At 38.6% G+C, this 21,242-nt stretch carries 20 protein-coding genes; 4 read left to right on the top strand and 16 right to left on the bottom strand.

Translation table 11 applies throughout. The features are described from left to right. The first annotated feature begins 74 nt into the window (after window positions 1-74). A complete protein-coding gene (locus FC748_RS08110; protein ID WP_024363591.1) occupies window positions 75-1,280 on the top strand; it encodes an ATP-grasp domain-containing protein in 1,206 nt (401 codons plus the stop codon). A 209-nt stretch (window positions 1,281-1,489) separates the two neighbouring features. On the opposite strand, the gene FC748_RS08115 is transcribed toward FC748_RS08110, so the two are convergent. The 4 genes from FC748_RS08115 to FC748_RS08130 form a co-directional block, all read right to left on the bottom strand. Then, on the bottom strand, window positions 1,490-3,724 hold the full coding sequence (locus FC748_RS08115) for a YheC/YheD family protein (protein ID WP_108030581.1): 2,235 nt from the start codon (window positions 3,722-3,724) through the stop codon (window positions 1,490-1,492). Window positions 3,725-3,841: 117 nt separating this feature from the next. Continuing rightward, window positions 3,842-4,273, bottom strand: a complete 432-nt coding sequence (locus FC748_RS08120) for a hypothetical protein (protein WP_024363589.1) — start codon at window positions 4,271-4,273, stop codon at window positions 3,842-3,844. Window positions 4,274-4,566: 293 nt separating this feature from the next. Then, on the bottom strand, window positions 4,567-6,081 hold the full coding sequence (opuFB, locus tag FC748_RS08125; RefSeq protein ID WP_108030580.1) for an osmoprotectant update ABC transporter permease/substrate-binding subunit OpuFB: 1,515 nt from the start codon (window positions 6,079-6,081) through the stop codon (window positions 4,567-4,569). Continuing rightward, window positions 6,074-7,039: an ABC transporter ATP-binding protein gene (locus FC748_RS08130; RefSeq protein WP_024363587.1), complete on the bottom strand. Its 966-nt coding sequence runs from the start codon at window positions 7,037-7,039 to the stop codon at window positions 6,074-6,076. The genes opuFB and FC748_RS08130 overlap by 8 nt, the downstream gene beginning before the upstream one ends. 281 nt (window positions 7,040-7,320) lie before the next feature. Here FC748_RS08130 and FC748_RS08135 point away from each other — a divergent pair, with 281 nt between their 5' ends. Beyond that, the gene (locus FC748_RS08135) at window positions 7,321-8,106 is read left to right on the top strand and encodes a glucosaminidase domain-containing protein (RefSeq protein ID WP_244311196.1); all 786 of its coding nucleotides are present in this window, start codon (window positions 7,321-7,323) and stop codon (window positions 8,104-8,106) included. 93 nt (window positions 8,107-8,199) lie between these two features. Here FC748_RS08135 and FC748_RS08140 read toward each other — a convergent pair whose 3' ends face one another. The 11 genes from FC748_RS08140 to FC748_RS08190 all read right to left on the bottom strand — a co-directional run bounded on the left by FC748_RS08140 (window position 8,200) and on the right by FC748_RS08190 (window position 19,264). After that, window positions 8,200-9,015: an SH3 domain-containing C40 family peptidase gene (locus FC748_RS08140; RefSeq protein ID WP_024363585.1), complete on the bottom strand. Its 816-nt coding sequence runs from the start codon at window positions 9,013-9,015 to the stop codon at window positions 8,200-8,202. Further along, window positions 9,012-9,800 carry a serine hydrolase gene (locus tag FC748_RS08145; RefSeq protein WP_233433797.1) on the bottom strand — a complete coding sequence of 263 codons (789 nt, stop codon included), beginning with the start codon at window positions 9,798-9,800 and terminating at the stop codon, window positions 9,012-9,014. Before FC748_RS08145 ends, FC748_RS08140 begins: the two co-directional genes overlap by 4 nt. A 4-nt stretch (window positions 9,801-9,804) precedes the next feature. Then, window positions 9,805-10,737 carry a S66 peptidase family protein gene (locus FC748_RS08150; protein WP_108030578.1) on the bottom strand — a complete coding sequence of 311 codons (933 nt, stop codon included), beginning with the start codon at window positions 10,735-10,737 and terminating at the stop codon, window positions 9,805-9,807. Continuing rightward, window positions 10,734-11,681, bottom strand: coding sequence for an ATP-binding cassette domain-containing protein (locus FC748_RS08155; RefSeq protein WP_108030577.1), 948 nt, complete (start codon window positions 11,679-11,681; stop codon window positions 10,734-10,736). The genes FC748_RS08150 and FC748_RS08155 overlap by 4 nt, the downstream gene beginning before the upstream one ends. Then, window positions 11,671-12,726: an ABC transporter ATP-binding protein gene (locus FC748_RS08160; RefSeq protein ID WP_274519750.1), complete on the bottom strand. Its 1,056-nt coding sequence runs from the start codon at window positions 12,724-12,726 to the stop codon at window positions 11,671-11,673. The genes FC748_RS08155 and FC748_RS08160 overlap by 11 nt, the downstream gene beginning before the upstream one ends. Window positions 12,727-12,743: 17 nt before the next feature. Further along, a complete protein-coding gene (locus FC748_RS08165; RefSeq protein ID WP_108030576.1) occupies window positions 12,744-13,718 on the bottom strand; it encodes an ABC transporter permease in 975 nt (324 codons plus the stop codon). Next, on the bottom strand, window positions 13,718-14,662 hold the full coding sequence (locus tag FC748_RS08170) for an ABC transporter permease (protein ID WP_108030575.1): 945 nt from the start codon (window positions 14,660-14,662) through the stop codon (window positions 13,718-13,720). Before FC748_RS08170 ends, FC748_RS08165 begins: the two co-directional genes overlap by 1 nt. Window positions 14,663-14,802: 140 nt before the next feature. Next, window positions 14,803-16,629, bottom strand: a complete 1,827-nt coding sequence (locus FC748_RS08175; protein ID WP_108030574.1) for a peptide ABC transporter substrate-binding protein — start codon at window positions 16,627-16,629, stop codon at window positions 14,803-14,805. Between the two features lie 20 nt (window positions 16,630-16,649). Further along, window positions 16,650-17,717: a dipeptide epimerase gene (locus tag FC748_RS08180; RefSeq protein ID WP_108030573.1), complete on the bottom strand. Its 1,068-nt coding sequence runs from the start codon at window positions 17,715-17,717 to the stop codon at window positions 16,650-16,652. Between the two features lie 21 nt (window positions 17,718-17,738). After that, a complete protein-coding gene (locus tag FC748_RS08185; RefSeq protein WP_108030572.1) occupies window positions 17,739-18,533 on the bottom strand; it encodes a M55 family metallopeptidase in 795 nt (264 codons plus the stop codon). Then, on the bottom strand, window positions 18,530-19,264 hold the full coding sequence (locus tag FC748_RS08190) for a M15 family metallopeptidase (protein WP_238600192.1): 735 nt from the start codon (window positions 19,262-19,264) through the stop codon (window positions 18,530-18,532). The genes FC748_RS08185 and FC748_RS08190 overlap by 4 nt, the downstream gene beginning before the upstream one ends. A 286-nt stretch (window positions 19,265-19,550) precedes the next feature. Between FC748_RS08190 and FC748_RS22285 the strand changes: the two genes are divergently transcribed. Together FC748_RS22285 and FC748_RS22550 are read left to right on the top strand one after the other, a co-directional pair. Then, a complete protein-coding gene (locus tag FC748_RS22285) occupies window positions 19,551-19,697 on the top strand; it encodes a hypothetical protein (protein WP_238600191.1) in 147 nt (48 codons plus the stop codon). Then, window positions 19,667-19,741 carry a hypothetical protein gene (locus FC748_RS22550; RefSeq protein WP_420798349.1) on the top strand — a complete coding sequence of 25 codons (75 nt, stop codon included), beginning with the start codon at window positions 19,667-19,669 and terminating at the stop codon, window positions 19,739-19,741. Before FC748_RS22285 ends, FC748_RS22550 begins: the two co-directional genes overlap by 31 nt. 434 nt (window positions 19,742-20,175) lie before the next feature. Here the strand turns inward: FC748_RS22550 and FC748_RS08200 are convergent, their stop codons facing one another. After that, the gene (locus FC748_RS08200) at window positions 20,176-21,231 is read right to left on the bottom strand and encodes a DmpA family aminopeptidase (RefSeq protein WP_108030571.1); all 1,056 of its coding nucleotides are present in this window, start codon (window positions 21,229-21,231) and stop codon (window positions 20,176-20,178) included. Window positions 21,232-21,242: the final 11 nt, after the last annotated feature.

The raw sequence follows: 21,242 nt of genomic DNA on the forward strand, positions 1-21,242 counted from the left end.
GAAGAAAACTATTTCACAGCATATATATAAGGTGTATATTAATAATCCAAGTGCCAATTGAAGGAGTGATTTCACTGAAGGCAATTATATTTATCGGTACAAACAAATCTGGGTCTAGTCGTGAAGCGATAAAAGCAGCAGAAAAATTGGGCTACTTGACAATACTGTTCACAAGCAATGAAAAACAATTACAACAGAGAAAAGCCTATCCAGACATTCATAAAATGATTTTTATCGATACTTCCAATATAGAAGATATGATAGAGGAAATTCATGATTTGCTTGATACCGGTTTAGAGATAAAGTCCATTGTTAGTTTTGTAGATCCATTTGTTCATATTGCCTCTATTTTATGTGATGAATTTTGCCAAAACTATACTTCATCAGCAGCAATTGAAATGATGGAAGATAAAGAGAAAACAAGAAATCTATTAAAGGATCAGCCATACTCCCCAAAATTTTTCCTAAAAAAACCGCATGAATCATTTTCAAATAACATGGTATTTCCATTGATTGTTAAATCTCCTAAATCAACGGGTTCAAAAGACGTACTACTGGCGACAGATAAAAACCAACTCGATTCACATCTTACATTTCTCCAAAATAAAAACCCTGGTGAAACCATCATGATTGAGGAATATATTGATGGACCCCAATACTTAGTTGAAGCAATGGTCTATAAGCGACAAGTTCACACAATCGGTATTATTGAACAGGAGATTACACAAGGTAAACGATTTATTATTACAGGCTATGGTATACTCGCGGAAGTACCTTCTGATATTCAAAAAGGGATTGAAGAAGTGCTCCATTCTATTGTCAAAGTATTTGATATTGAAAATGGAACATTGCATCTAGAGCTTCGTTTAACAGAACAAGGATGGAAGCTCATTGAGATTAACCCTCGAATTTCAGGTGGCGCTATGAATAATATGCTACATGCGGCTTTCGGATTTAGTTTAGTAGAAGAAACACTGAAATTATTTTTAGGGGAACAACCAAATGTCCAACCTAGGCATAAAAAATTCATCTTTACAAAATATGTCATAGTAGAGAGCAAAGGTGTGTTAGAAAGAGTAATTGGTAAAACAAGGGCAACAAAAGCACCTGGTGTTGTCGATGTATATGTAAAACCGCGAAAAGGAACATTGTTAACCCCACCGTTGTCGATGGGTCATCGCTATGCCTATGTCATTGCCGAGGGTAAAACTTTAGCTCAAGCGAAAACCAATGCTATAACCGCCGCCAAAGAAATCAAATTTCTATTAAAAGCGCTCTAATTTGGGGGCGATTGCTGCTTATCGTTCCAACTTAATCTATCTTCTTAGTAAATATGCTGTAGTTGCGGATGTGGCTTTTGCTTCATCCGCTTTACTATGAGCAATTTAGGCAATAGCGCGCTGGATACATCGTTTTACTTTGTTTACGTTCACAACAATCAACCCGAGTAATTGCCCTATCCAATAGGCAACTACTCGGGTTTTCCTCGTTATGCTTTAAATGTTTGGTCTAAAAATTTAACGGTTTCAAACATATTCGTTTTACTAGCACCTTTGACAAGAATCGTGTCATGAGGTTCGATTATTTTCTCTAACAGCGCATGCAATTGATCTTTATTCGTAAAATGATAAATCTTGTTTGAATCCATGCCTTTTGCTATGGCCGCTGCTCCTATTTCTTCTGTCCTAAAGCCATAGGTAATTAAAAGATCAATGCCTTGTTCAACAATAAATTCGCCTAATTTGCGATATTCTTCTTCTCTTAAATCACCTAGCTCACGCATCTGCCCAATTATTGCCACACGCCGTTTGTTGCTAACATTTGTTAGCACATTTAGGGCTGCCCTTACGCCTTGAGGATGGGAGTGAACAGTATCATCGATGACCGTTATATGATCGCGGCAGTTATACACTGTCAACCTTCTTGGCGGCTTTTTAAAATGCAAACCTGCTTTTATTTCCTGTGGCGTAAACCCTAAATAATCTGCAACCGCAACCGCATTCAGAGCATTATAAACGTGATGTTCTCCTAAAATCGGAATAAATAGTTGGATTTCCTGACCTTGCAGTTCCATCTTAAATGCCATGCCATTTTCTTTATATTGTATGTCGTATGCTCGATAGTCCGCTTCTGTGTGAATACCAGTAGTCAGGATTTTCCCTTTAAATTGATCGGTCAATAAATAGTTTGAATTGTCGTCATCTTTATTTAAAATAAGTAACCCTTGCTGATCCATACCTTGAATTAATTCTGACTTAGCTTTCGCTACTTTTCGAACATCTCCATCAAAATTCCCAACATGCGCAAGTCCAATATTTGTAACGATACTTATATTCGGTTGGATAATGCTACAGTGGTTTGTAATAATACCTGGATAAGCCATTCCATATTCGAGCACAACGGCTTGGTGAGAATCGTTGATTTCTTCTGCATGTTTTTTAGTATGTTCAGTCGTATTCCAGTAATCCTTCGACTCAAATACATTCCATTTTTTAGACAATATAGACCCTAAAAATGCCTTAGATGTGGTTTTTCCTGCACTACCAGTAATCGCAATTATTGGTTTATCGAATTTTCCATGGTTCGATTGTGCTGTTACTTCGACTTGCTTTGGTTTTGAATCTGTAGGTTTTGGTACCACTGTTTTTGTGTTTGAAGTTGCAGGTTTTGCTTTTGGTTTTTTTATCGGTTGTTGGGTTTCTGCTAAGTACTTTGCATAACGAATCGAATGGATAACAACATCTAATTCTAAGTAAAACGCCGGCGGACAACCAGGACGCCAGTTTACCTCGTAGATCCATATTTTTTGTTGCGCATCGAGCCCGACATCTATTCCAATCTCATCAATGACCTCTCCAAACTTCGTCATCTGAATGTCATCTAAATGGCGTGCCAAAGATAATGAGAAATGTTCCAACATCCGACGAATATTAAAGGCTTCTTCTTTAAACTCTTGCTCTAAAAATGGATCCAAATAATTTGTATAACCTCCATTGTTGATGTTTGGAATAATTGAGCCATGTGGTGCAATACGTGGATAAACTGTTGTCACTACCCATTTACCTTCCCCATTTTTTTGAACATGTAGACGAAAATCATAAACTTGACCCGATTTCATTTTCGATTGAATATACGGTTGCATAATAAACGTACCCGTTTCAAGAAGTTCATGGATTAATGCATTTAACTGTTGCTTTGAGTACATACGATTCTCGCTATTTTGCCGTACCTCAAAATGGTCTCCTATTTTGATAATAAAATAGATTCCTTTTCCTTTCCTGCCGTCAATCGGCTTAAATACGATTTTTTTATGGTGGGCTATATAGCTATGAAAGACATCTGTGTTTTTTACTATTTCTGTTGGAATAATGTATTTATCAAATTCTTTCGCCTCTTTAAGTCGCTCCATAACATTCCATTTATTACCGATTGAATGTGTAGTAAACGGAATCTCCTTTTTCAATCGCTCTATTATTTTTTTTGACACCGCTAATTTTTCTGGACTTCCAGCATTATAAATTACATCTGGAAAGGGCATCACTCTTTCATGCCATTGCCCATCTTCTAATACCTGCCCATTGATCGTACGATTGTCAAAGTTTACCTTTTTAGGTGTAAAGTAAAAAAATTCTACTCCTTCTGCTTTTGCAACTGCTGCATATGCATATGACTTGATAACAGTTTTAGGATCTAGACGATGATGCAACATTCCTATAATTGTCATGCGTTAATCTTCCTTTCTATAGACTCTTTCTATTAAATTCAGATTACGCAGCTTGCATATGGACAGATGCTCTAGTTCTGCAATTATTTTAGTAGTTTTATAGGTAAATCATCTATTTTACCATTTAGGCTCAATGATAAATTTCTTTTTTAATAAGTCTGGATTTAATAACTGAATAGCTGATATACTGCCTAACTCAATTGATTTTTCTGTCGATGTTCTTTCTAATCTCACAACATCAGCAATTACATTTGTTTCATTGCCTTCATAATCATAGGCTCGTAACAGCGAAATAGTGCCTCGACAACGATCTATATCAATCGCTTCTATACGAAAAAACTCTGTTTCAAACTGTTTAACTGTATCTATTAATCGTAAATGTGCTCCATTATGCGTTATTAAAAAAAAGGGAATGGTATCACTACCAATTATTTTTACAAGAAGCTGACCATAATATTTTGAATGAAAATCTGTTATGATATCCTGTAGTGCTTTTATATCGTATAGCGCTTCGCATACAAAGTGCTTTCTTCCTTTTTCAATACCCAACGTTCCCAGCCCCTTCCTATTGCGTTTTAGCAATGGCTCCTTACTCGAACGATAGCAAAATCATTATTTGACCTATCTCGTTATAATATGTCCGTTTTTAAAATATGACGACATGATTTGTAAGGGGAGCTCTAAAAAAATAACAACTTCTTACATAAAAATAAAATACTTATGAAGCCGTACGCTTTACCCGCGGAAAAGCGGGATGTACCAGCGAAATATCGCACTTTACCCGCGATTCATCGTGATTTACCCGCGAATTAACCCACTTTACCCGCGATTCATACAAATGATTATAATAAACCTGCATTTTTCAAAAATGCCCTAGCTACATCCTCACTATTTTTCCCTTCCACGTTAACTTGATAATTCATTTCACGCATTTGATCATCCGTGATTTGATTGGCCAGTTTCCCTAACACCTTTTCAAGCTCAGGATATTTTTCAAGTGTTTCCTTTCTTAACAATGGCGCGCCTTGATACGGGGGAAATAACTGTTGATCATCCACTAATACAGTCAAATCATATTGGCGTAATTCGCTGTCAGTTGAATAAGCATCCAATAAATCGATATTACCTGATTGGATGGCTTGATACCTTAGCTTTGGTTCCATTGTTGTAACAGAGGCAATATCAATCCCATAGCGCTTCTGAATGCCTACGTAACCATCCTCACGATCATTGAACTCCAACGTAAATCCCGCTTTAATCGACTCTTGCATCGCCTTGATATCAGAAATCGTCTGTAATTGATAAGCTTCCGCTAGTTGTTTTGAAACGGCCAAAGCATATGTGTTGTTATACTGCATTGGACTGAGCATAACCATATCAAATTTCTTCAACATACCTTCTTTTGCCTGTCGATATACTGCTACTTGATCGTTACTTACCGCTTGTTCTTTTAAAAACTCTGCGATTGCCGTACCTGTAAATTCTGGATATATATCAATGCTTCCTGATTTTAGGGCATTAAAAACAAAGGATGTCTTGCCGAGTCCAGGTTTTAATTGAACATCTAAATCTGTATCATTTTCAATCAATAATTTATACATATTAATCAGGATTTCTGGCTCTGAACCAAGTTTACCTGCAATGACGATATCTGCTTTGTTATTAAAGTTTAGGAATGGCAGTGCAACCATCATCATAGCCGCAACACTAATGGCAAGTAATACCGAAACTGTTCGTTTAAAAGATAGTGATTCTAGCTTTTTCAAAAGATAATCGAACACTAATGCTAAAATGGCCGCTGGAACTGCACCTAATAGGATGAGCGAAGTATTATTACGATCAATACCAAGCAAAATAATATCGCCTAATCCTCCAGCGCCTATTAATGCAGCTAATGTAGCCGTTCCAACTATTAATACCATGGCTGTGCGAATGCCTGCCATTATAACGGGCATTGCAAGTGGCAGTTCCACCTTCACTAATCTTTTTGCTGTATTCATCCCCATTGCCATTGCCGCTTCCTTTAAAGACGGATCGACTTCGTTTATGCCTGTAAATGTATTGCGTAAAATGGGCAGGAGGGCATAGACCACAAGAGCGATTATAGCAGGCGTTTTCCCAATACCGAGTAACGGAATTAACAATCCTAACAACGCTAATGAAGGGATTGTTTGTAAGGCTGCACTAATGCCAATTATACTTTCCGCTATTTTCTTTTGATGCGTTAAGTAGATACCCAGTGGGATGGCAATGACTACTGCAAAAAATAAGGCAATAAATGATATTTGCATATGCTCTATTAACGATGCAATGAGTTGACCTTTGCGTTCATCCAACACATGTAAAAAATCAGTCATTTGCCTCACCCCGTTCCGTGGAATGGTTGGCTAAAAACTGCAACATTGATTGCCTTGTAATAACTCCAATAATTTCCTCTTCGCTTTTCACTGCCAGACACTCATAGTGCGCCAATTGTTGTAAAATGACTTGTAAAGTAGCCTGATCACCAACACTATGTATCACATAACTTTGATGTTTCGCCTCTACAAACGGTTCAATCACTTGTTGAATGGTAAACACATTCAATGCATCTTCCTTGACCCCAATAAATTTTCGAACAAAATCATTGACGGGATTTTGTATTATTTCCTTTGGTGTACCGATTTGTACTATTTCTCCATCTTTCATCACACAGATGCGATCCCCTAGTTTTAACGCTTCTTGCATATCGTGTGAAACAAAGACAATCGTTTTATTTATTGCACGTTGAAGCTCAAGCAGGTCATTTTGTAATTTTGTTCGACTAATTGGATCCAATGCACTGAATGGCTCATCCATTAATATAATTTCGGGATCTGCTGCCAATGCGCGGACAACCCCAACCCGTTGTTGTTCCCCACCCGACAGTTCATTTGGCTTCCTGTCACTATATTGAGCTGGTTCTAGCCCTACCATTTCTAATAATTCATGAACTCGTTGTTGAATTTTTGTCGTTTCCCATTTTTTCATTTCAGGAACAATGGCGATATTTTCAGCTATTGTCATATGAGGGAAAAGTGCAATTTGTTGGAGCACATAGCCAATATTCCATCGTAGCTCATGAATATTATAATCACTAATTCTTTTACCGTTAATTCGTATTGTTCCTTCAGTCAATTGAATTAATCGGTTAATCATTTTTAGTAATGTCGTCTTGCCACAACCACTAGGGCCTATAATGACAAAAAACTCCCCTTTCTGTATCTCAAAATTAATGGCATTTACTGCAATTTGGTTATTATCGTATTTTTTTGTAACATTCTCAAATGCAATCATTGACTAAGCTCCTTATAAATTTGATAGATTAAATGTCCGTGTTCTTCCCACTAGTATATCTTTCCACATATTCAAACGGTTAAACTAACAATAGGACAAAGCGATTTTAATAGACTTATAGTTTCATGTACATCTTAGACGCGCTATATGAAACTTTTTCATATGAAAGTTCGTTGTATTAATTATGAATTCTAGTGAAAAACGATGCTTTTTTTTATCTAGTTGTTTTACAATATGAAAAGAGTAAGCGATTTTTTAAGAGAAAAGAAAGGAGGAAGGTGTTGCATAGATTCAACATCTATAACTACATGAGATTATTCAAAAAACTATTAATCGGAATGATTGTCATAGCGTCTGTTATCAGTATTTCCACTTATTTTTTGATTCAGCTATTGAAGCCAACCGACACTGCCGTTCAAAAATATGTAGATGAAGGCCCAAGTGTGGAAGAATTTATTGGCTCTATTGCAGAAACAGCACGACAACTCGGTGCTGAAAATGACTTATATGCATCTGTCATGATTGCGCAAGCCATTTTAGAAAGTAAGCATGGGCAAAGTGGTCTTAGTTCCACTCCTAACAACAATTTATTTGGTATGAAAGGCAAATTTCAAAATGATTCCGTGACACTTGAAACAGTTGAGGATGATGGCTCTGGTAATATGACAACAGTGATGGCTGAATTCCGCAAATATCCTTCCTACGAAGAATCCATGAAGGATTATGTCCAATTACTCCGCAATGGTGTATCTTGGAACAAAAATTTTTATACAGGTGTCTTTAAAAGCAACACAACATCCTATGCAGATGCGACAAAATTTTTAACAGGCTCTTACGCAACAGATTCAACTTACAATGAAAAGTTAAATAGTCTAATTGCGAAGTACGACTTACAACAATACGACAGCCCTGTAAAAAATAAAAAAACCATTACAGTTGCGGATGGTGACTCGCTGATGCATATCGCACAGACGCATAATGTTAAAGTAACATCCATTAAACAATGGAATCAATTGCGTTCAGATAATATTGAAGCTGGACAACAGTTAAATATTTATCAATATTAGCGTAAACATACACAAGGCGAGGTATTCGACGATGCAACTACCGTCAAATGCCTCGTTTTTTTGCATCCATTTTTCTTCAAGTATTACATACATTTAAAACAAGCTTCCGATTGCGGTAATAGTCGTTGCTAAATCTTGGCGATATAACGGATGTTGTTCATCAAGGCTATTGACATTGACCTCATTGCCACCAAGTGAGGCATGAACATAAAGAGTCTGCCCTAGATACAGTGCTACATGCCCTGGGAAAAATAGCAAATCTCCTTTTTGCATACGATCAATTGTTATCTCCTTAATTGGAAAACCTTCTACAATTCTAGCATCTCGGAAAATAATTACGCCATTTAGCAGATAAGCCATCGAACATAAGCCTGAACAATCTATGCCTAGCGGTGACTTACCTCCCCAACGATACGGTGTGGCTATATAGCTTAGTGCTGTTTGTACAACATTTTCTCGAAACGCATGCTCTTCAAAAGTATGTTCAGCAATTTTAGGATGCAACCATTGTGAACGTAAATAGCCAATTTCGCCCGTCGCTAATTGAACGGCAGTCCATGGCGTGTTTGATGTCGTGTCGGAATCTACATTGTATAAAATAGAACCTTTTACCAATGTGATGATTTTGGTGCTTTGTATTTTCGGTTCTTGTAAAACATCTGCGAAACGCTGTCCAATAACATGTTGAGCCTTTTGAATCCATGTATTTGTAATCGCATCATCGAAAAGGACATGCTTTCGCTGACAATAACCTTCATAGCGATAGGCAGTGCGAACATACAGCCAATCATTTTCTAATTCTTCTATAATTTGAACAGGCATACCGTAAAGTATTTCATCAACAAGCTCGGCATGACGATTGGGTTCAGCATAAAGATTAGCCATCATAGCAATGACAATTGCGTTCATGTTGTCTCTCCTTTCACTCCTATCATCTTGTCATAGACTACCTTTGAAAGACGACCGATTAATTGTCGAGCGACATCATTTTGCTTGACCTCTGAGATAAAAACGCCAATACCATAATCTTGTACGTGACTGTAAACAATACCAACATCATGGTCAACGGTATCAAGACCACCTGTTTTATGGGCGATTGTCACATCATCGACGATGTAACGGCGCAAGCATTCATGAAAACGCTGACGACACAAGATATCAATAGCAAGCTGGCTTAACACTGGAGATAGCAGATTTTGCCTATAAATTTGGCTAAATAGATGCGCCATATCGCGCGCTGTTGTTATATTATCAATGCCTTTTGCAAGTCGCTCAAAGTCCATCATTTTTCTTTGTAATTGTGTATGGGTCAGTCCGATTTTATGAAAGTACTTATTTAGCGCTTCCATACCGATTACATCAATTAACACATTTGTCGCAGTATTATCACTTGTCGTAATCATCCAAACGCACAGTTCATAGATTGTGCAGGATGTTACTCGCTGTTCACTAATCACACTAAAATCAACCCAATCGCTAGGGCTAATGGCTATTACTTGATTGATAGGTATATCGCATACATCTATATAATCGAAAACAGCAATGAGTATAGGCACTTTAATTAAGCTAGCACTGGAAAAAGCTTCATCTAGACGCTCGTTGATAACAAAGTCATTTGTCTTAAAATCTTTTACAAACATATGCACTTTATATGGAGCTTCCTGTATAATACGTTGAATCGTTGGCTGCATCATGCACCTACCCTACCACTGTAATGTTTTGCGTTCCCGCATCTATGGTTACGATACGACCTAAAGGCAGTGACATCGTTGGTAAACAGTGACCACAAGCAAGATTTGATAAAATAGGTTTCTTCAAAGGTGTTAAGATTTCCTTAAAAATGGTGTTTAAGGATAAGCTATGTTCTGGCTGCTTCGGGTTTTCAGGCCCGCAATTTGTCCATGCCCCTAATAGTAAACCTACTGCATCATCAAGCTTCCCAGCTAATTTTAACTGTGTCAGCATGCGATCTATACGCTGCTCACTCTCATCTATATCTTCTAAAAATAAAATTTTACCTTTTGTATCAATTTCATATGGCGTGCCAAGTGACGCTGTAATCAATGTTAAATTGCCCCCAACGAGTTGACCTGTTGCAGTCCCTGTTAGGAGTGTAGTCATTGGTTGCTGTGGAGGATTTTCCAACAGAAACGGCATGGTATCTGTTGCCATCACACAATTCAAAAATGAATTCCATGTATAATGATCCATATTTTGTTGAATAAATTCTGTTGAAGGCATTGGTGTATGATACGTCACTAAATTACAATTTTGATTAAAGGCGATATGTAGTGCAGTCACATCGCTATAGCCTGCGAATACTTTGGGATTTGCTTGTATCATCTCATAATCTAGTCTTGGTAAAATTTTCGTTGCCCCGTATCCTCCACGAATACAAAAAATGCCGTTCACATGGGGATTGCGGAACATTTCATTGACATCATATGCGCGCAGTTCGTCTGAACCAGCTAAATATCCATGTCTAACACGACATGTTTCCCCCACAATGACGTTAAAACCAAGTTTCTCAATACTAGCAATGGCGGGAGCTAGCTTTTCTGGTGGTATAGCACCAGAAGCACTAAGTAGACCAATCGTATCCCCTTTTAGCAAAGCTTTAGGCACAATCATTCGCTCACCTCTACTTTTCGTAATGTACGATAATTGGCTATTTCCGCTTCATTAGCTAAAACATAATGCCCTTCTTCTATTTCTGTAAATGAAGGAGGCGCTAGCTCATATTGATGCTGTAACGGGTTGTAAATTTCTACGACCTTTTCTCGCTCCTTATACGGATTGGGTTCTGGCACTGCTGATAACAATGCTCTTGTGTACGGGTGAATTGGATTAGAAAAAAGTTTTTCGGTCTCTGCTAACTCCACAATTTTGCCTTTATAAATGACTGCCGTACGGTCTGTAATAAATCGAACAATTGATAAATCATGGGCAATAAATAAATAGGTTAAGTTGTTTCGTTGTTGAATCGTCGATAATAAATTGAGCACTTGCGCTCGTATCGATACGTCGAGGGCTGAAATTGGTTCATCCGCAATAATAAACTCTGGCTCCATTACTAATGCACGTGCAATGCCAATCCGTTGACGCTGACCGCCAGAAAATTCATGCGGAAAGCGACTCGCGAACTCGGGTAATAAGCCAACATCTAAAAGTGCGTTTTGTACTTTTTGCTGACGCTCCGCTTCATCTTTAAAGTTTTTCGTATTAATCAGACCTTCCGATATAATATAATCCACCTTTGCCCGTTCATTAAGCGAAGCCATCGGGTCTTGAAAAATCATTTGGATTTTTTGCGTTATTTGTTTGTCCCAATCCTTCGAGATTTTACCGTTAATGTTCTTTCCACGGTACAATATTTGACCACTCGTTACTTCATTGATGCGCATTATAGCGCGGCCAATAGTCGTTTTCCCAGAGCCCGACTCGCCAACTAATCCGAATGTTTCACCTTTATAAATATGAAAGCTGACATCATCTATTGCCACAAATTTATGTTTGCCTTTACCAAACACAATGTGCAAATTTTTCACTTCTAATAACACTTCTTTATCGCTCATTGGCGTACTGCCTCCCTTCTTCAAAAAAAGCTTGTAACGCTGCTGGAGGCTCCACTTTGGGCGCACGGGGATCCAACAGCCAAGTGCGCGCGAAATGTGTATCGCTTACTTGAAAAAATGGCGGACGTACTTCGTAATCAATTTTTAAAGCAAATGGATTGCGCGGGGCAAACGCATCACCTTTAATTTTTTTAAAAAGATTGGGTGGCGTCCCCTTAATCGAATAAAGCGGTTGCCCTTTTAACCCAAGTTGTGGTAGTGACGAAAGAAGCGCCCATGTATACGGATGTTTTCCATTAAAAAACACTTCATGTGTACGACCAACTTCGAGTATGTCCCCTGCATACATGACCGCGATACGGTCCGCAACTTTTGCTACAACGCCTAAATCATGTGTAATATAAACGATTGTTAAGCTATATTTTTGCTGAAGGCTTTTTAGAAGTTGCAAAATTTGTGCTTGTATAGTTACGTCCAATGCGGTTGTTGGCTCATCACAAATTAAAATTTTCGGTTTACACGCGAGCGCAATAGCAATCACAATTCGTTGCCGCATGCCTCCTGAAAATTCATGAGGGTATTGCTTGTAGCGTTTCTCTATATCACCAATACCGACGTCGGTTAATAATTTAAGTGTTTCAGTATAAGCTGCTTTGCCCTTGAGCCCTTGGTGTAACACCACGCATTCCTCAATTTGTTTGCCAATCGTTTTCAATGGATTCAATGATGTCATCGGATCTTGTGTAACGATTGCGATTTCTTTTCCTCGAATAGTTAACCATTGTTGTTCTGTGTTAAATAGCGCTAAATCCATACCATTGTATATAATTTGACCTTGGGCAATCGAACCATTTTTATCGAGCAAGCCCATAATTGATTTCATTAGAACGGATTTTCCTGAACCTGATTCACCAACAATGGCTAGACTTTCTCCTTTATATAAATCAAGAGAGATTCCCCTAATAGCTGTTAGTACTTGCCCTCGTAGTGTAAATGTAATGACTAAGTTTTCAATCGTTAAAATACGGGAATTTATTTGCTTCACAAACAATTATCTCCCTTCTATACATGATTTTTTGGATCTGCTGCATCTGCAAATGCATTCCCAATAATATAAAATGCTATCGTAATAATACTTAGTACAATACTTGGGAAAATTAACTGATACCTTAAATCAGGTGACATCATCAAGACACGCCCTTCATTAATTAAATTCCCTAATGATGGTTCACTAATTGGTAGCCCTAAACCGATATATGTTAAAAACACTTCTGCGCCAATCGCAAACGGAATCGCTAAACTCATGCGAAGCATAATAACTGAGATTAAGTAAGGTAATAAATTTTTTACAATAATTCGATAATCTGATGTCCCCAAACATTTCGATGCTAAATTGTATTCCCGATCTCGTAAAATTACGATTTGATTTCGAATAAAGCGCGCCATTTCTACCCACCCCGTAATGCACATAGCAATGATTATGGTGGAAATGCTCGGACGTAAAATATAAGACATTAAAATAAGGACAATTGTTGTCGGGATATTATCTACAACGTTATAAAGCTGTGTAATCGGCATTTCTAGCTTACGAGAAAAGCCCCACAGTGTTCCGATTGTAATGCCGATAAACGCTTCCACCAATGCGACCACACAGCCAATCATTAACGAGGTCCTTGTGCCAGCCCAAATTCGGGACCATAAATCTTGTCCAATGGAGTTTGTACCAAACCAAAACTCGGCATTGGGGGCAATATTACGTGCCTGTAATCCCGTTTGGTCATCGAGATAGATTTCGGTCGGAGATTTTTGTGCTGGCAAATACGGCTGAAAAATGGTGAACGCCACAATAATGCAAACCATTACTAATAAGAAAACAGCCCCTCGATTTTTTAAAAATGATTTCCAAGTGGAGCGCCAATAAGAATAATTGGAGTAGGCGGTGTCTTCTGCCTGACCATCAGTCGCTTCTACAAAGTCAAATAGTTGTGCACGGGACTTGTCTGATATATGATCGATTTCCTCTGTATACATGCTCATTAGCGCACACTCTCCCCTTTCCCTAATTTAATCCGTGGGTCCACGAGTGCCATCGCAATATCACCTAAAATTAAGCCAATAATGCCAAGTGATGAAAAAACTAGTACTAAACCTTGTACAATCGTATTATCCTGTCGTTGAATAGCATCCACGAGTAATCCACCCATCCCTGGAATAGAATATAAAGATTCGATATAAATGGAGCCTGTAATGGTAAAAAGAATCGTTGCGGGCAAATATTGTGCCATTGGAATAAAAGCATTGCGTAATACATGACTAAACATTAAGGTACGCTCTTTCACGCCTTTCGCACGTGCAAGCTTAATGTAATCTTTGTTTAATTCATCTACCATGTACCGGCGCATCCACATCGCATAGGAAGCAGTCGGTGCTAACGCCATCGAAGTAAGCGGTAATAGCCAGGTGATTGGCTTATATTCATCAAACAACATCGGCAAACGGAAAATATCTGTAATATACATTTGAATAACTAAGTAATACACTGCTGCTGGTACTGCAACGACAAAAACTATATAGCCAGTTCCTAACCGATCCAGCCAGCGCCCCTTCATTTGTGCCATTAATATTCCGAGCGGTACACCGATCAACAGCGATATGCCAACTGCTCCTAACCCAAAGAACAATGAATACATGATTTTATCTGCAATAATTGTCACAACAGGCACATCCGTACGATATGTAACGGATTTGCCTAAATCACCTTGCAATAAATCCGTATAAAAATTCCCCAATTGAACAAGCAATGGATCACGTAATCCTAAATTCGTTAAATACACTTCTTTTTGTGCGGGTGACATTTTCTCTGCCGCTGCCCCTAAGTAGCCTTCTTCTGGCATTAATCGTAGTAATGAGAACACAATTGTGATAATAATAAATAGCGTAACAATGGATTGTAACAAGCGCTTTCCTACATACCAAAGCATTTAAGCATCCTCCCTCCAGTAAAACTGTTACAAAAGCAGGAAGGAGATGCCGAATCAGCATTTTCGGTCATCTCCTCGATATTAAAAAATCACCACTATACGCCTACGGATTGCATTTTGGCAATGATTATTCCTTTCTTTTATTTGGCTGCGTTCGCCAATGCATCCATACGTTCTTGCTCCCACTGTGCCAATGCTTTCTTAAAGTCATCATTACTCATTGGCTTTGCTAACACTTGCTGTCCTTTAAACTTCTCTGCTGTCACACCAAATGGTGAGTACTGGGCTTCAAATGGATTTAATTTTGAAGCAACATAACCGCTACCACCTACAGAGTATGGAATAACAAAGGCCTCTTCAATTAAGAAAGCTTCTGCTTGAGCAAAAAGGTTATAACGCTCGGCCGTATCGATTGTCGCTTTCGCCTTTTCTAATAAATTTAAGTAAACAGTTTGACCATTTGCTTCCTTATAGCCTTCAGCTAATTCTGGCTTATTGTAAGTACCATCCACACTAAATGGTTCTGTATACGTTGACGGGTCTGCATAATCTGGCCCCCAGTTCGCTTCTAGTAATGCAAATTTACCAGGGCGTCGAACTTCTGATAAGAAACCTGTCGAAGGACCTGCTTCAACGATAATATCCACATAGTCAGTACCTAATAATTTTTCGACTTGTTGTTCAATGACTTGGGTACGATTGGCCCAGTCAGGCATTCCGGCGTTATATGGCATTAATACCTTTACTGGGAAAGTCGCTTTCCCTTCTAATGCCGCCTTCGCTTTGTCCCTATACTGTAAAGCTAAATCTTTATTAAAAGAATCATTGTTTGTAATCGCCGCTAATGAATCAAGTTGTGTATAGTCGACTCCTTCAACATCAACAAAGTTTTTCGGTGTGATCGTATTGCTTAGTAAATCTTGAGGGTTGAATGGTTCCACCGTTAGCATCGCTGATACACGATCAAGCCCATGGAAAAGCGATTTTCTGAAATCTTTATTATTAACGGCAATCTTCCAGTTTTCAGGTTCATATTCCGCAGCGAATTGCGGGTCAAAGTTTAGGGCATAAAAATACGAATAAAAATTATTTTGCGTTTGACGTACTTGGGATTTTTTCTTATCATCCTTCAGCCATTCGTCAATGATCGAAGTAGGAATGGTTGCTGTGTCGATTTCGCCCCGTAAAAATAGTTCGGGCGCAACGGTTGCTGCTTCTTTGTTATATTTATACCGAATGCGATCAATCAGCACGTTGTCTTTATCCCAATACGTATCATTTTTTACAAGAACACGCTCATTTTGAGGTTCGAATTTGTCTAATAGATAGGCACCGTTATACAAGAAATTTTCATGTGTAGTTCCAAATTGCTCGCCCTTTTCCGTTAAAAACTTCCCATTTACAGGGAAGAAACATACATAGTTCAACATCGACAGAAAATAAGGTGTAGGAGCCTCCAGCGTGTATTCAACCGTATGTTGATCGATTGCTTTGATGCCCACTTTTGAAAAATCAGTTAGCTCACCGTTATAAAACGCCTCCCCATTTTTGACTACCATGGCACTCCAGACGGTCGAAGATTCATTTTTTGCATCGAGCACATACTGCAAACCATCCACAAAGTCTTGTGCCACTAAATCTGCATATTCCTTTCCATTATGGGTAACCCATTTTACATCATCACGTAGCTTAAATGTCCAAACAGTCGCATCTTCATTTGACGACCATTCTTTCGCTAAGCCTGGTTGCACAATCCCATACTTATCATATTCAATGAGGCCATCCACTAAATTGGCAGCTACAGCAAATTCATTTGTTTCAGAGGTTTTTAAATAGTTTAATGTTTTAATCTCACCTGAATAAACGACCCGATACTCTGATTTTTTCTCATCAGAAGAATCATTACTACAGGCTGCACAAAGAAAGACGACTAGACATACTAAAAGAAACCATTTCCTTTTCCTCATAAGCATCCCCCTACGTATTTTTATCTTGAAAATCCTATTCCATTTTCATCCGTCATTGTGATTCGATCATTGTTAAAAATAGGACCACCTGCAATAGGATCTTTCAAACATAAACTTGGTCCGTCTAAATCTATCATTGTGATATTTTTTTGTGATGCAGCAAAATGTGCAGCCGCACTCACACTAATTTTTGTTTCAAGCATGCAGCCCATCATACAAGCAATGCCATGCGCTTCTGCAATATGGCAAATCTTTTGCGCATGAAAAATGCCACCTGTTTTCATTAATTTAATATTGATGAAATCAGCAGCACGTCGTTCGATAATAGTGAGGGCATCTTTTGCCGAAAAGACACTTTCATCAGCCAATATATTTGTCAACGTATTGGCTGTTACATATTGCATACCCGTTAAATCAGCATAGTGCACAGGCTGTTCCACTAATTCGATATTGCTATTTGCATCTTCAAGTGCACGAATTATCCGAACCGCTTCTTTTGGCGTCCACCCTTGATTGGCATCTACACGTAATGTAATGGCTTTGCCTACTGCATCCCGTATAGCCGTCACGCGCTGGACATCTGTCGCTGGATCCTTGCCAACCTTGACCTTCAATATTTGAAAGCCACGTTCAACCGCTGATAGGCTATCTTTTATCATGTCCGCTACACTATTCACGCTAATTGTAATATCTGTTGTTAATGCCTTGCGATAGCCCCCTAATAATTTATACAATGGCGTCTTGTGATGCTGTGCCAATAAATCATAAAGCGCCATATCTACCGCCGCTTTCGCACTCGTATTTTGATAAATACTGTTGTCCATTCGCTCCATCACAACGGCTATTTCTTGTAAATCCATACCTACTATGGCCGGCTTAATATAGTGTTCAATAGCATCTCTAATCGAACCTAAAGTTTCCCCTGTAATAACAGCAGTTGGCGCAGCCTCACCTATGCCAATTTGTCCGTGCTCACTATGAACGTAAACGGCAATATTTTCAATGCTACGCACGGTTCTTAATGCTGTTTTAAATGGCACAATAAGGGGGGCTTCTACTGTTGCAACAACAATATCTTTAATCTTCATGCATTCACCTACAGTCTATTCTTAAGTTAAGAACTGTAAAATTCGAAGTACTTCAAAATAATCATCCGTGACAAATTCAACCGTGTTGTGGGGCTTAAACGTTGCATTTGGATAAAAGGAATTGCGGTAAGCGCGTGTATGGTCACGGTAAATTATTTCCACTATAAATCGCTGAGGCAATGTCACTTGTAAGTCATCTCGGGAGACCTTCATAGAGGCTTCCACAAGTCGTTTCGTTTCAGCAATTGCCAATTGAGGACTGACACTTATTGTGGCATTCCCCACCCCTTCCTTGGTAGCAAATGTCACAATATTGCGATTGAAGGATTGAATTTCTTCTGTTAGTCCAACATCTCCACTAACAAATGAAACAGGAACACCATGTAAAGCAGCGGCATACGTATTGATAAGAAACTCACTTGCGTATTCACCATTAATTTTAATATCAGCAGTAACACATAGCGTGTGTGCTAATGGATTACGTTCACTGCCTCCTTTACTGTGATAGCCGATGAAAATAGCACGATCAAAACTACTATCAAGTCCGGCTACCATACACATCGGATCATATGTCCATCCGCGAATGACCTTACAATTAACTGGCAAATTCGAAATATCAAGATTACGAGCTGAATCATGCGCATCCTTTAGTAAAATTTCTGTGGCGCCTCCTAAAATGGCACCTTCAATTGCTGCCTCCACTTCCTTCGTCATCTGCTTTTGAAAAAAATAATAGTCAGGCGCATTCAGTTCCGTTTCACTCCAAGATGTTGTGCCTGTAATGCCTTCAATATCTGCACTAATATAGACTTTCATAAATATCGATACTCCTTTATCAAATTGTCATCAATGTGTGCCTCTATTGCACCGTAAAAAGCTTGTTTGGCATTTATCCTTCTTGCCCAAGCTATATTGTGTAAATCATAATGCCACCATTCCTCAGCATAATTCGTAAAGCCAACTGCCGTCATACAGTGATACAAAAGACGCCGATGAACACAGGCTTCCTTATTTTCATTAGGATGCTGTTCAAAATAACGGGTCGCAGATTTCTCACTAAGCTCATCAAATGCTGTCCCAAGATTTAACGCTTTCCCTTTACTATTTGCGAGCGTTAAATCAATGGCACCTCCCGTTAAATGTGGTAGTAGATGCTCTTGCCCCTCCCTTGGAAAAGCGACAAACTTTAATGTCTTGTTAAAAATTTCTTCTTTTGTGAAGTTTGGGTGTTGGTCTTTGAGTTGCGCAGCAAAATGTGTAAATAAATATTGTTGCACTTGTAGCGGTCGGTACCCGTCATAGACAATGAAACTATAGTTTTCAGGTAATAGTAATAAAGCTTGTTGTAATCGTTCATATACTGCTTGGCGCAAGTAAATGGATTGTAAGCTACTAGCAATTTGTTGCTTATAGTACACGGGCTGGGTAAAGATTCTTGGGTGTAGGTGGTCAATGTTCATCAATGGCTCACAACTGTTAAGCACAATAGGATTGGATGGATTTGTCGGTGTCTCGTGTGCAATTAGCAGCAATAATTTTTCATGCATTCGCATCACCTTTTATCGTAAAGAATGTTAAATTGTTAGATAATTCAGTATTTTCATTGAATATTAACACACCGCTTCATAGTTGACTAGATAAAAAAACAATAATTACATAATAATGGTTATTATCTAATCGTTATACAAAATTTGCTATGCAGCGCTTAAACACTACAATATATGGTCGAAACATTTATTTTTTTATACGACTTTAGCGATTAAGTAAACTTTAAAAATAGACATGATTGCCCAAATATCTTAATGAAAGGGAAGTTTTTATGGAGGTGATACCATGGTAATTATTAAGAACAATATGGTTCAATACTCGCTACAAAATCGAACTGATACACTCCAAATACCGTATGGGCTTATTAAAATGAAATCCAATCGGCATACAACGAATCCTTTGTGGCACCATCACTTTCCGTTCATCGCATAGAAATCTATTACGAAAAATATAAAACCATTCAGATTTCCCAATAGATAGACAGGCATTTGTAGAAGCGTTGCAACAAAAGAACCCATCCATTCGCCTTGATAATTGCATCTAGAATTGCGGCATGCGTCTGAGCTCTTCATTGAACTTTTTCTTTTTCTGGACGTAAACCTAGTTTCATTGCTTGAAATAAGTGCAATCTGCTCTGATTTTTTTCATTCTACAGTAGCATTGCCCTTACACATTATGCTAGGAATGTTAGGTAAAGAATGTACCTCTTGAAGCAACATATCCAGTTACCCGACTTTCTAGTTAGTAAAATAGTACCGCGTGGATAGCATAAGAGTTGATGTATGTATTAGATGATTATCAGGTGTATTTACACTAAAAAGAAAACACTATAGAGACTGCTTTTTTGGCAAGCTTTCAACATGTAAACAAAAAAGCTATTGAAACATTCGAATGTTCAATAGCTTTTCGTTTATTTTTTAAATGAATAGGCTTCTACTACGTGTCCGTCTCGACCCGTTGTTGTTTGCGCTTGTGACAGGGAATTTAAAATAGCTTCTTCTGTTGCTTCCGCAGCAGCGGTAAATAAATGATTCATAATAGGATGATCCTCACGTAGCTGTATACGTGTCTCCAAATGTTGGGACGAATGATGCGCAATATGGTGTGCCGTTGTAAAGCCGATGACTATATCACCACTTCCATGAGAAAAATGGCTACCTGTTCGTCCAAGCCCTATACCACAACGTTTAATAACACGTGTTAATTGGCGACTACTAAGCGGTGCATCTGTTGCTAACACAATAATAATGGAACCATCTGTTGGTGAGAACGCAGCATTGCTATTAGGATTTGGCAGATTGTAACGCTCAGCTATAAACTCTGAGCTATGACCGAAATTACTTAGCACGATAATCCCCACCGTATAGCTAATTTTATCTTGTTCTAGAGTCACTATGCGCGATGCAGAACCTATTCCGCCCTTATAGCCGAAACAAATCATGCCTTTTCCCGCTCCAACTGCACCTTCTTTAGCGGTATTTTCGGACGCATTACGAATTGCTTGGAGCGCGTGCTCTGGTGTGATTGGGCAAGCTCGAATCGAATTTAAATAACTATCATTACATTCCCCAACAACCAAATTAATTGTCCCTGTAGAAAGACCAATATCCTGATTAGTATTTAACATATATTGCAATGTTCCTTGCGTTACTGCGGGCACCCCAAACGTATTTGTTAGCATAATAGGAGCTTCAATAACACCTAGTTCATTGACTTGCACGAGTCCTGTCGTTTTGCCGAAACCATTTAGCACATAACTAGCACCTGTAACTTTTTGTTGAAACAAATTGCCACCATGTGGTAAAATCGCCGTCACCCCAGTACATGCATATGCCCCCACATCATCTAGCTTTTCATCCAGTGTGACATGCCCAACTTGAACACCTTGTACATCCGTAATGCAATTTTTTTTACCGACTGGTAATGTGCCAATGACCATACCCAACTCCCGCACTTTTTGTGTCATTTTTTCACCCC

Source organism: Lysinibacillus sphaericus (genome assembly GCF_005217585.1).
GTDB lineage: Bacteria > Bacillota > Bacilli > Bacillales_A > Planococcaceae > Lysinibacillus > Lysinibacillus sphaericus.

Bases quoted from the DNA above. Each gene is read 5' to 3' on its own strand.
- FC748_RS08185 (WP_108030572.1), bottom strand. From the start codon at position 18,533: ATGAAAGTCTATATTAGTGCAGATATTGAAGGCATTACAGGCACAACA.
- FC748_RS22285 (WP_238600191.1), top strand. From the start codon at position 19,551: ATGGTAATTATTAAGAACAATATGGTTCAATACTCGCTACAAAATCGA.
- FC748_RS08180 (WP_108030573.1), bottom strand. From the start codon at position 17,717: ATGAAGATTAAAGATATTGTTGTTGCAACAGTAGAAGCCCCCCTTATT.
- FC748_RS08115 (WP_108030581.1), bottom strand. From the start codon at position 3,724: ATGACAATTATAGGAATGTTGCATCATCGTCTAGATCCTAAAACTGTT.
- FC748_RS08155 (WP_108030577.1), bottom strand. From the start codon at position 11,681: ATGAGCGATAAAGAAGTGTTATTAGAAGTGAAAAATTTGCACATTGTG.
- FC748_RS08150 (WP_108030578.1), bottom strand. From the start codon at position 10,737: ATGATTGTGCCTAAAGCTTTGCTAAAAGGGGATACGATTGGTCTACTT.
- FC748_RS08190 (WP_238600192.1), bottom strand. From the start codon at position 19,264: ATGCATGAAAAATTATTGCTGCTAATTGCACACGAGACACCGACAAAT.
- FC748_RS08175 (WP_108030574.1), bottom strand. From the start codon at position 16,629: ATGAGGAAAAGGAAATGGTTTCTTTTAGTATGTCTAGTCGTCTTTCTT.
- FC748_RS08165 (WP_108030576.1), bottom strand. From the start codon at position 13,718: ATGAGCATGTATACAGAGGAAATCGATCATATATCAGACAAGTCCCGT.
- FC748_RS08130 (WP_024363587.1), bottom strand. From the start codon at position 7,039: ATGATTGCATTTGAGAATGTTACAAAAAAATACGATAATAACCAAATT.
- FC748_RS08170 (WP_108030575.1), bottom strand. From the start codon at position 14,662: ATGCTTTGGTATGTAGGAAAGCGCTTGTTACAATCCATTGTTACGCTA.
- FC748_RS08200 (WP_108030571.1), bottom strand. From the start codon at position 21,231: ATGACACAAAAAGTGCGGGAGTTGGGTATGGTCATTGGCACATTACCA.
- FC748_RS08145 (WP_233433797.1), bottom strand. From the start codon at position 9,800: ATGATGCAGCCAACGATTCAACGTATTATACAGGAAGCTCCATATAAA.
- FC748_RS08140 (WP_024363585.1), bottom strand. From the start codon at position 9,015: ATGAACGCAATTGTCATTGCTATGATGGCTAATCTTTATGCTGAACCC.
- opuFB (WP_108030580.1), bottom strand. From the start codon at position 6,081: ATGACTGATTTTTTACATGTGTTGGATGAACGCAAAGGTCAACTCATT.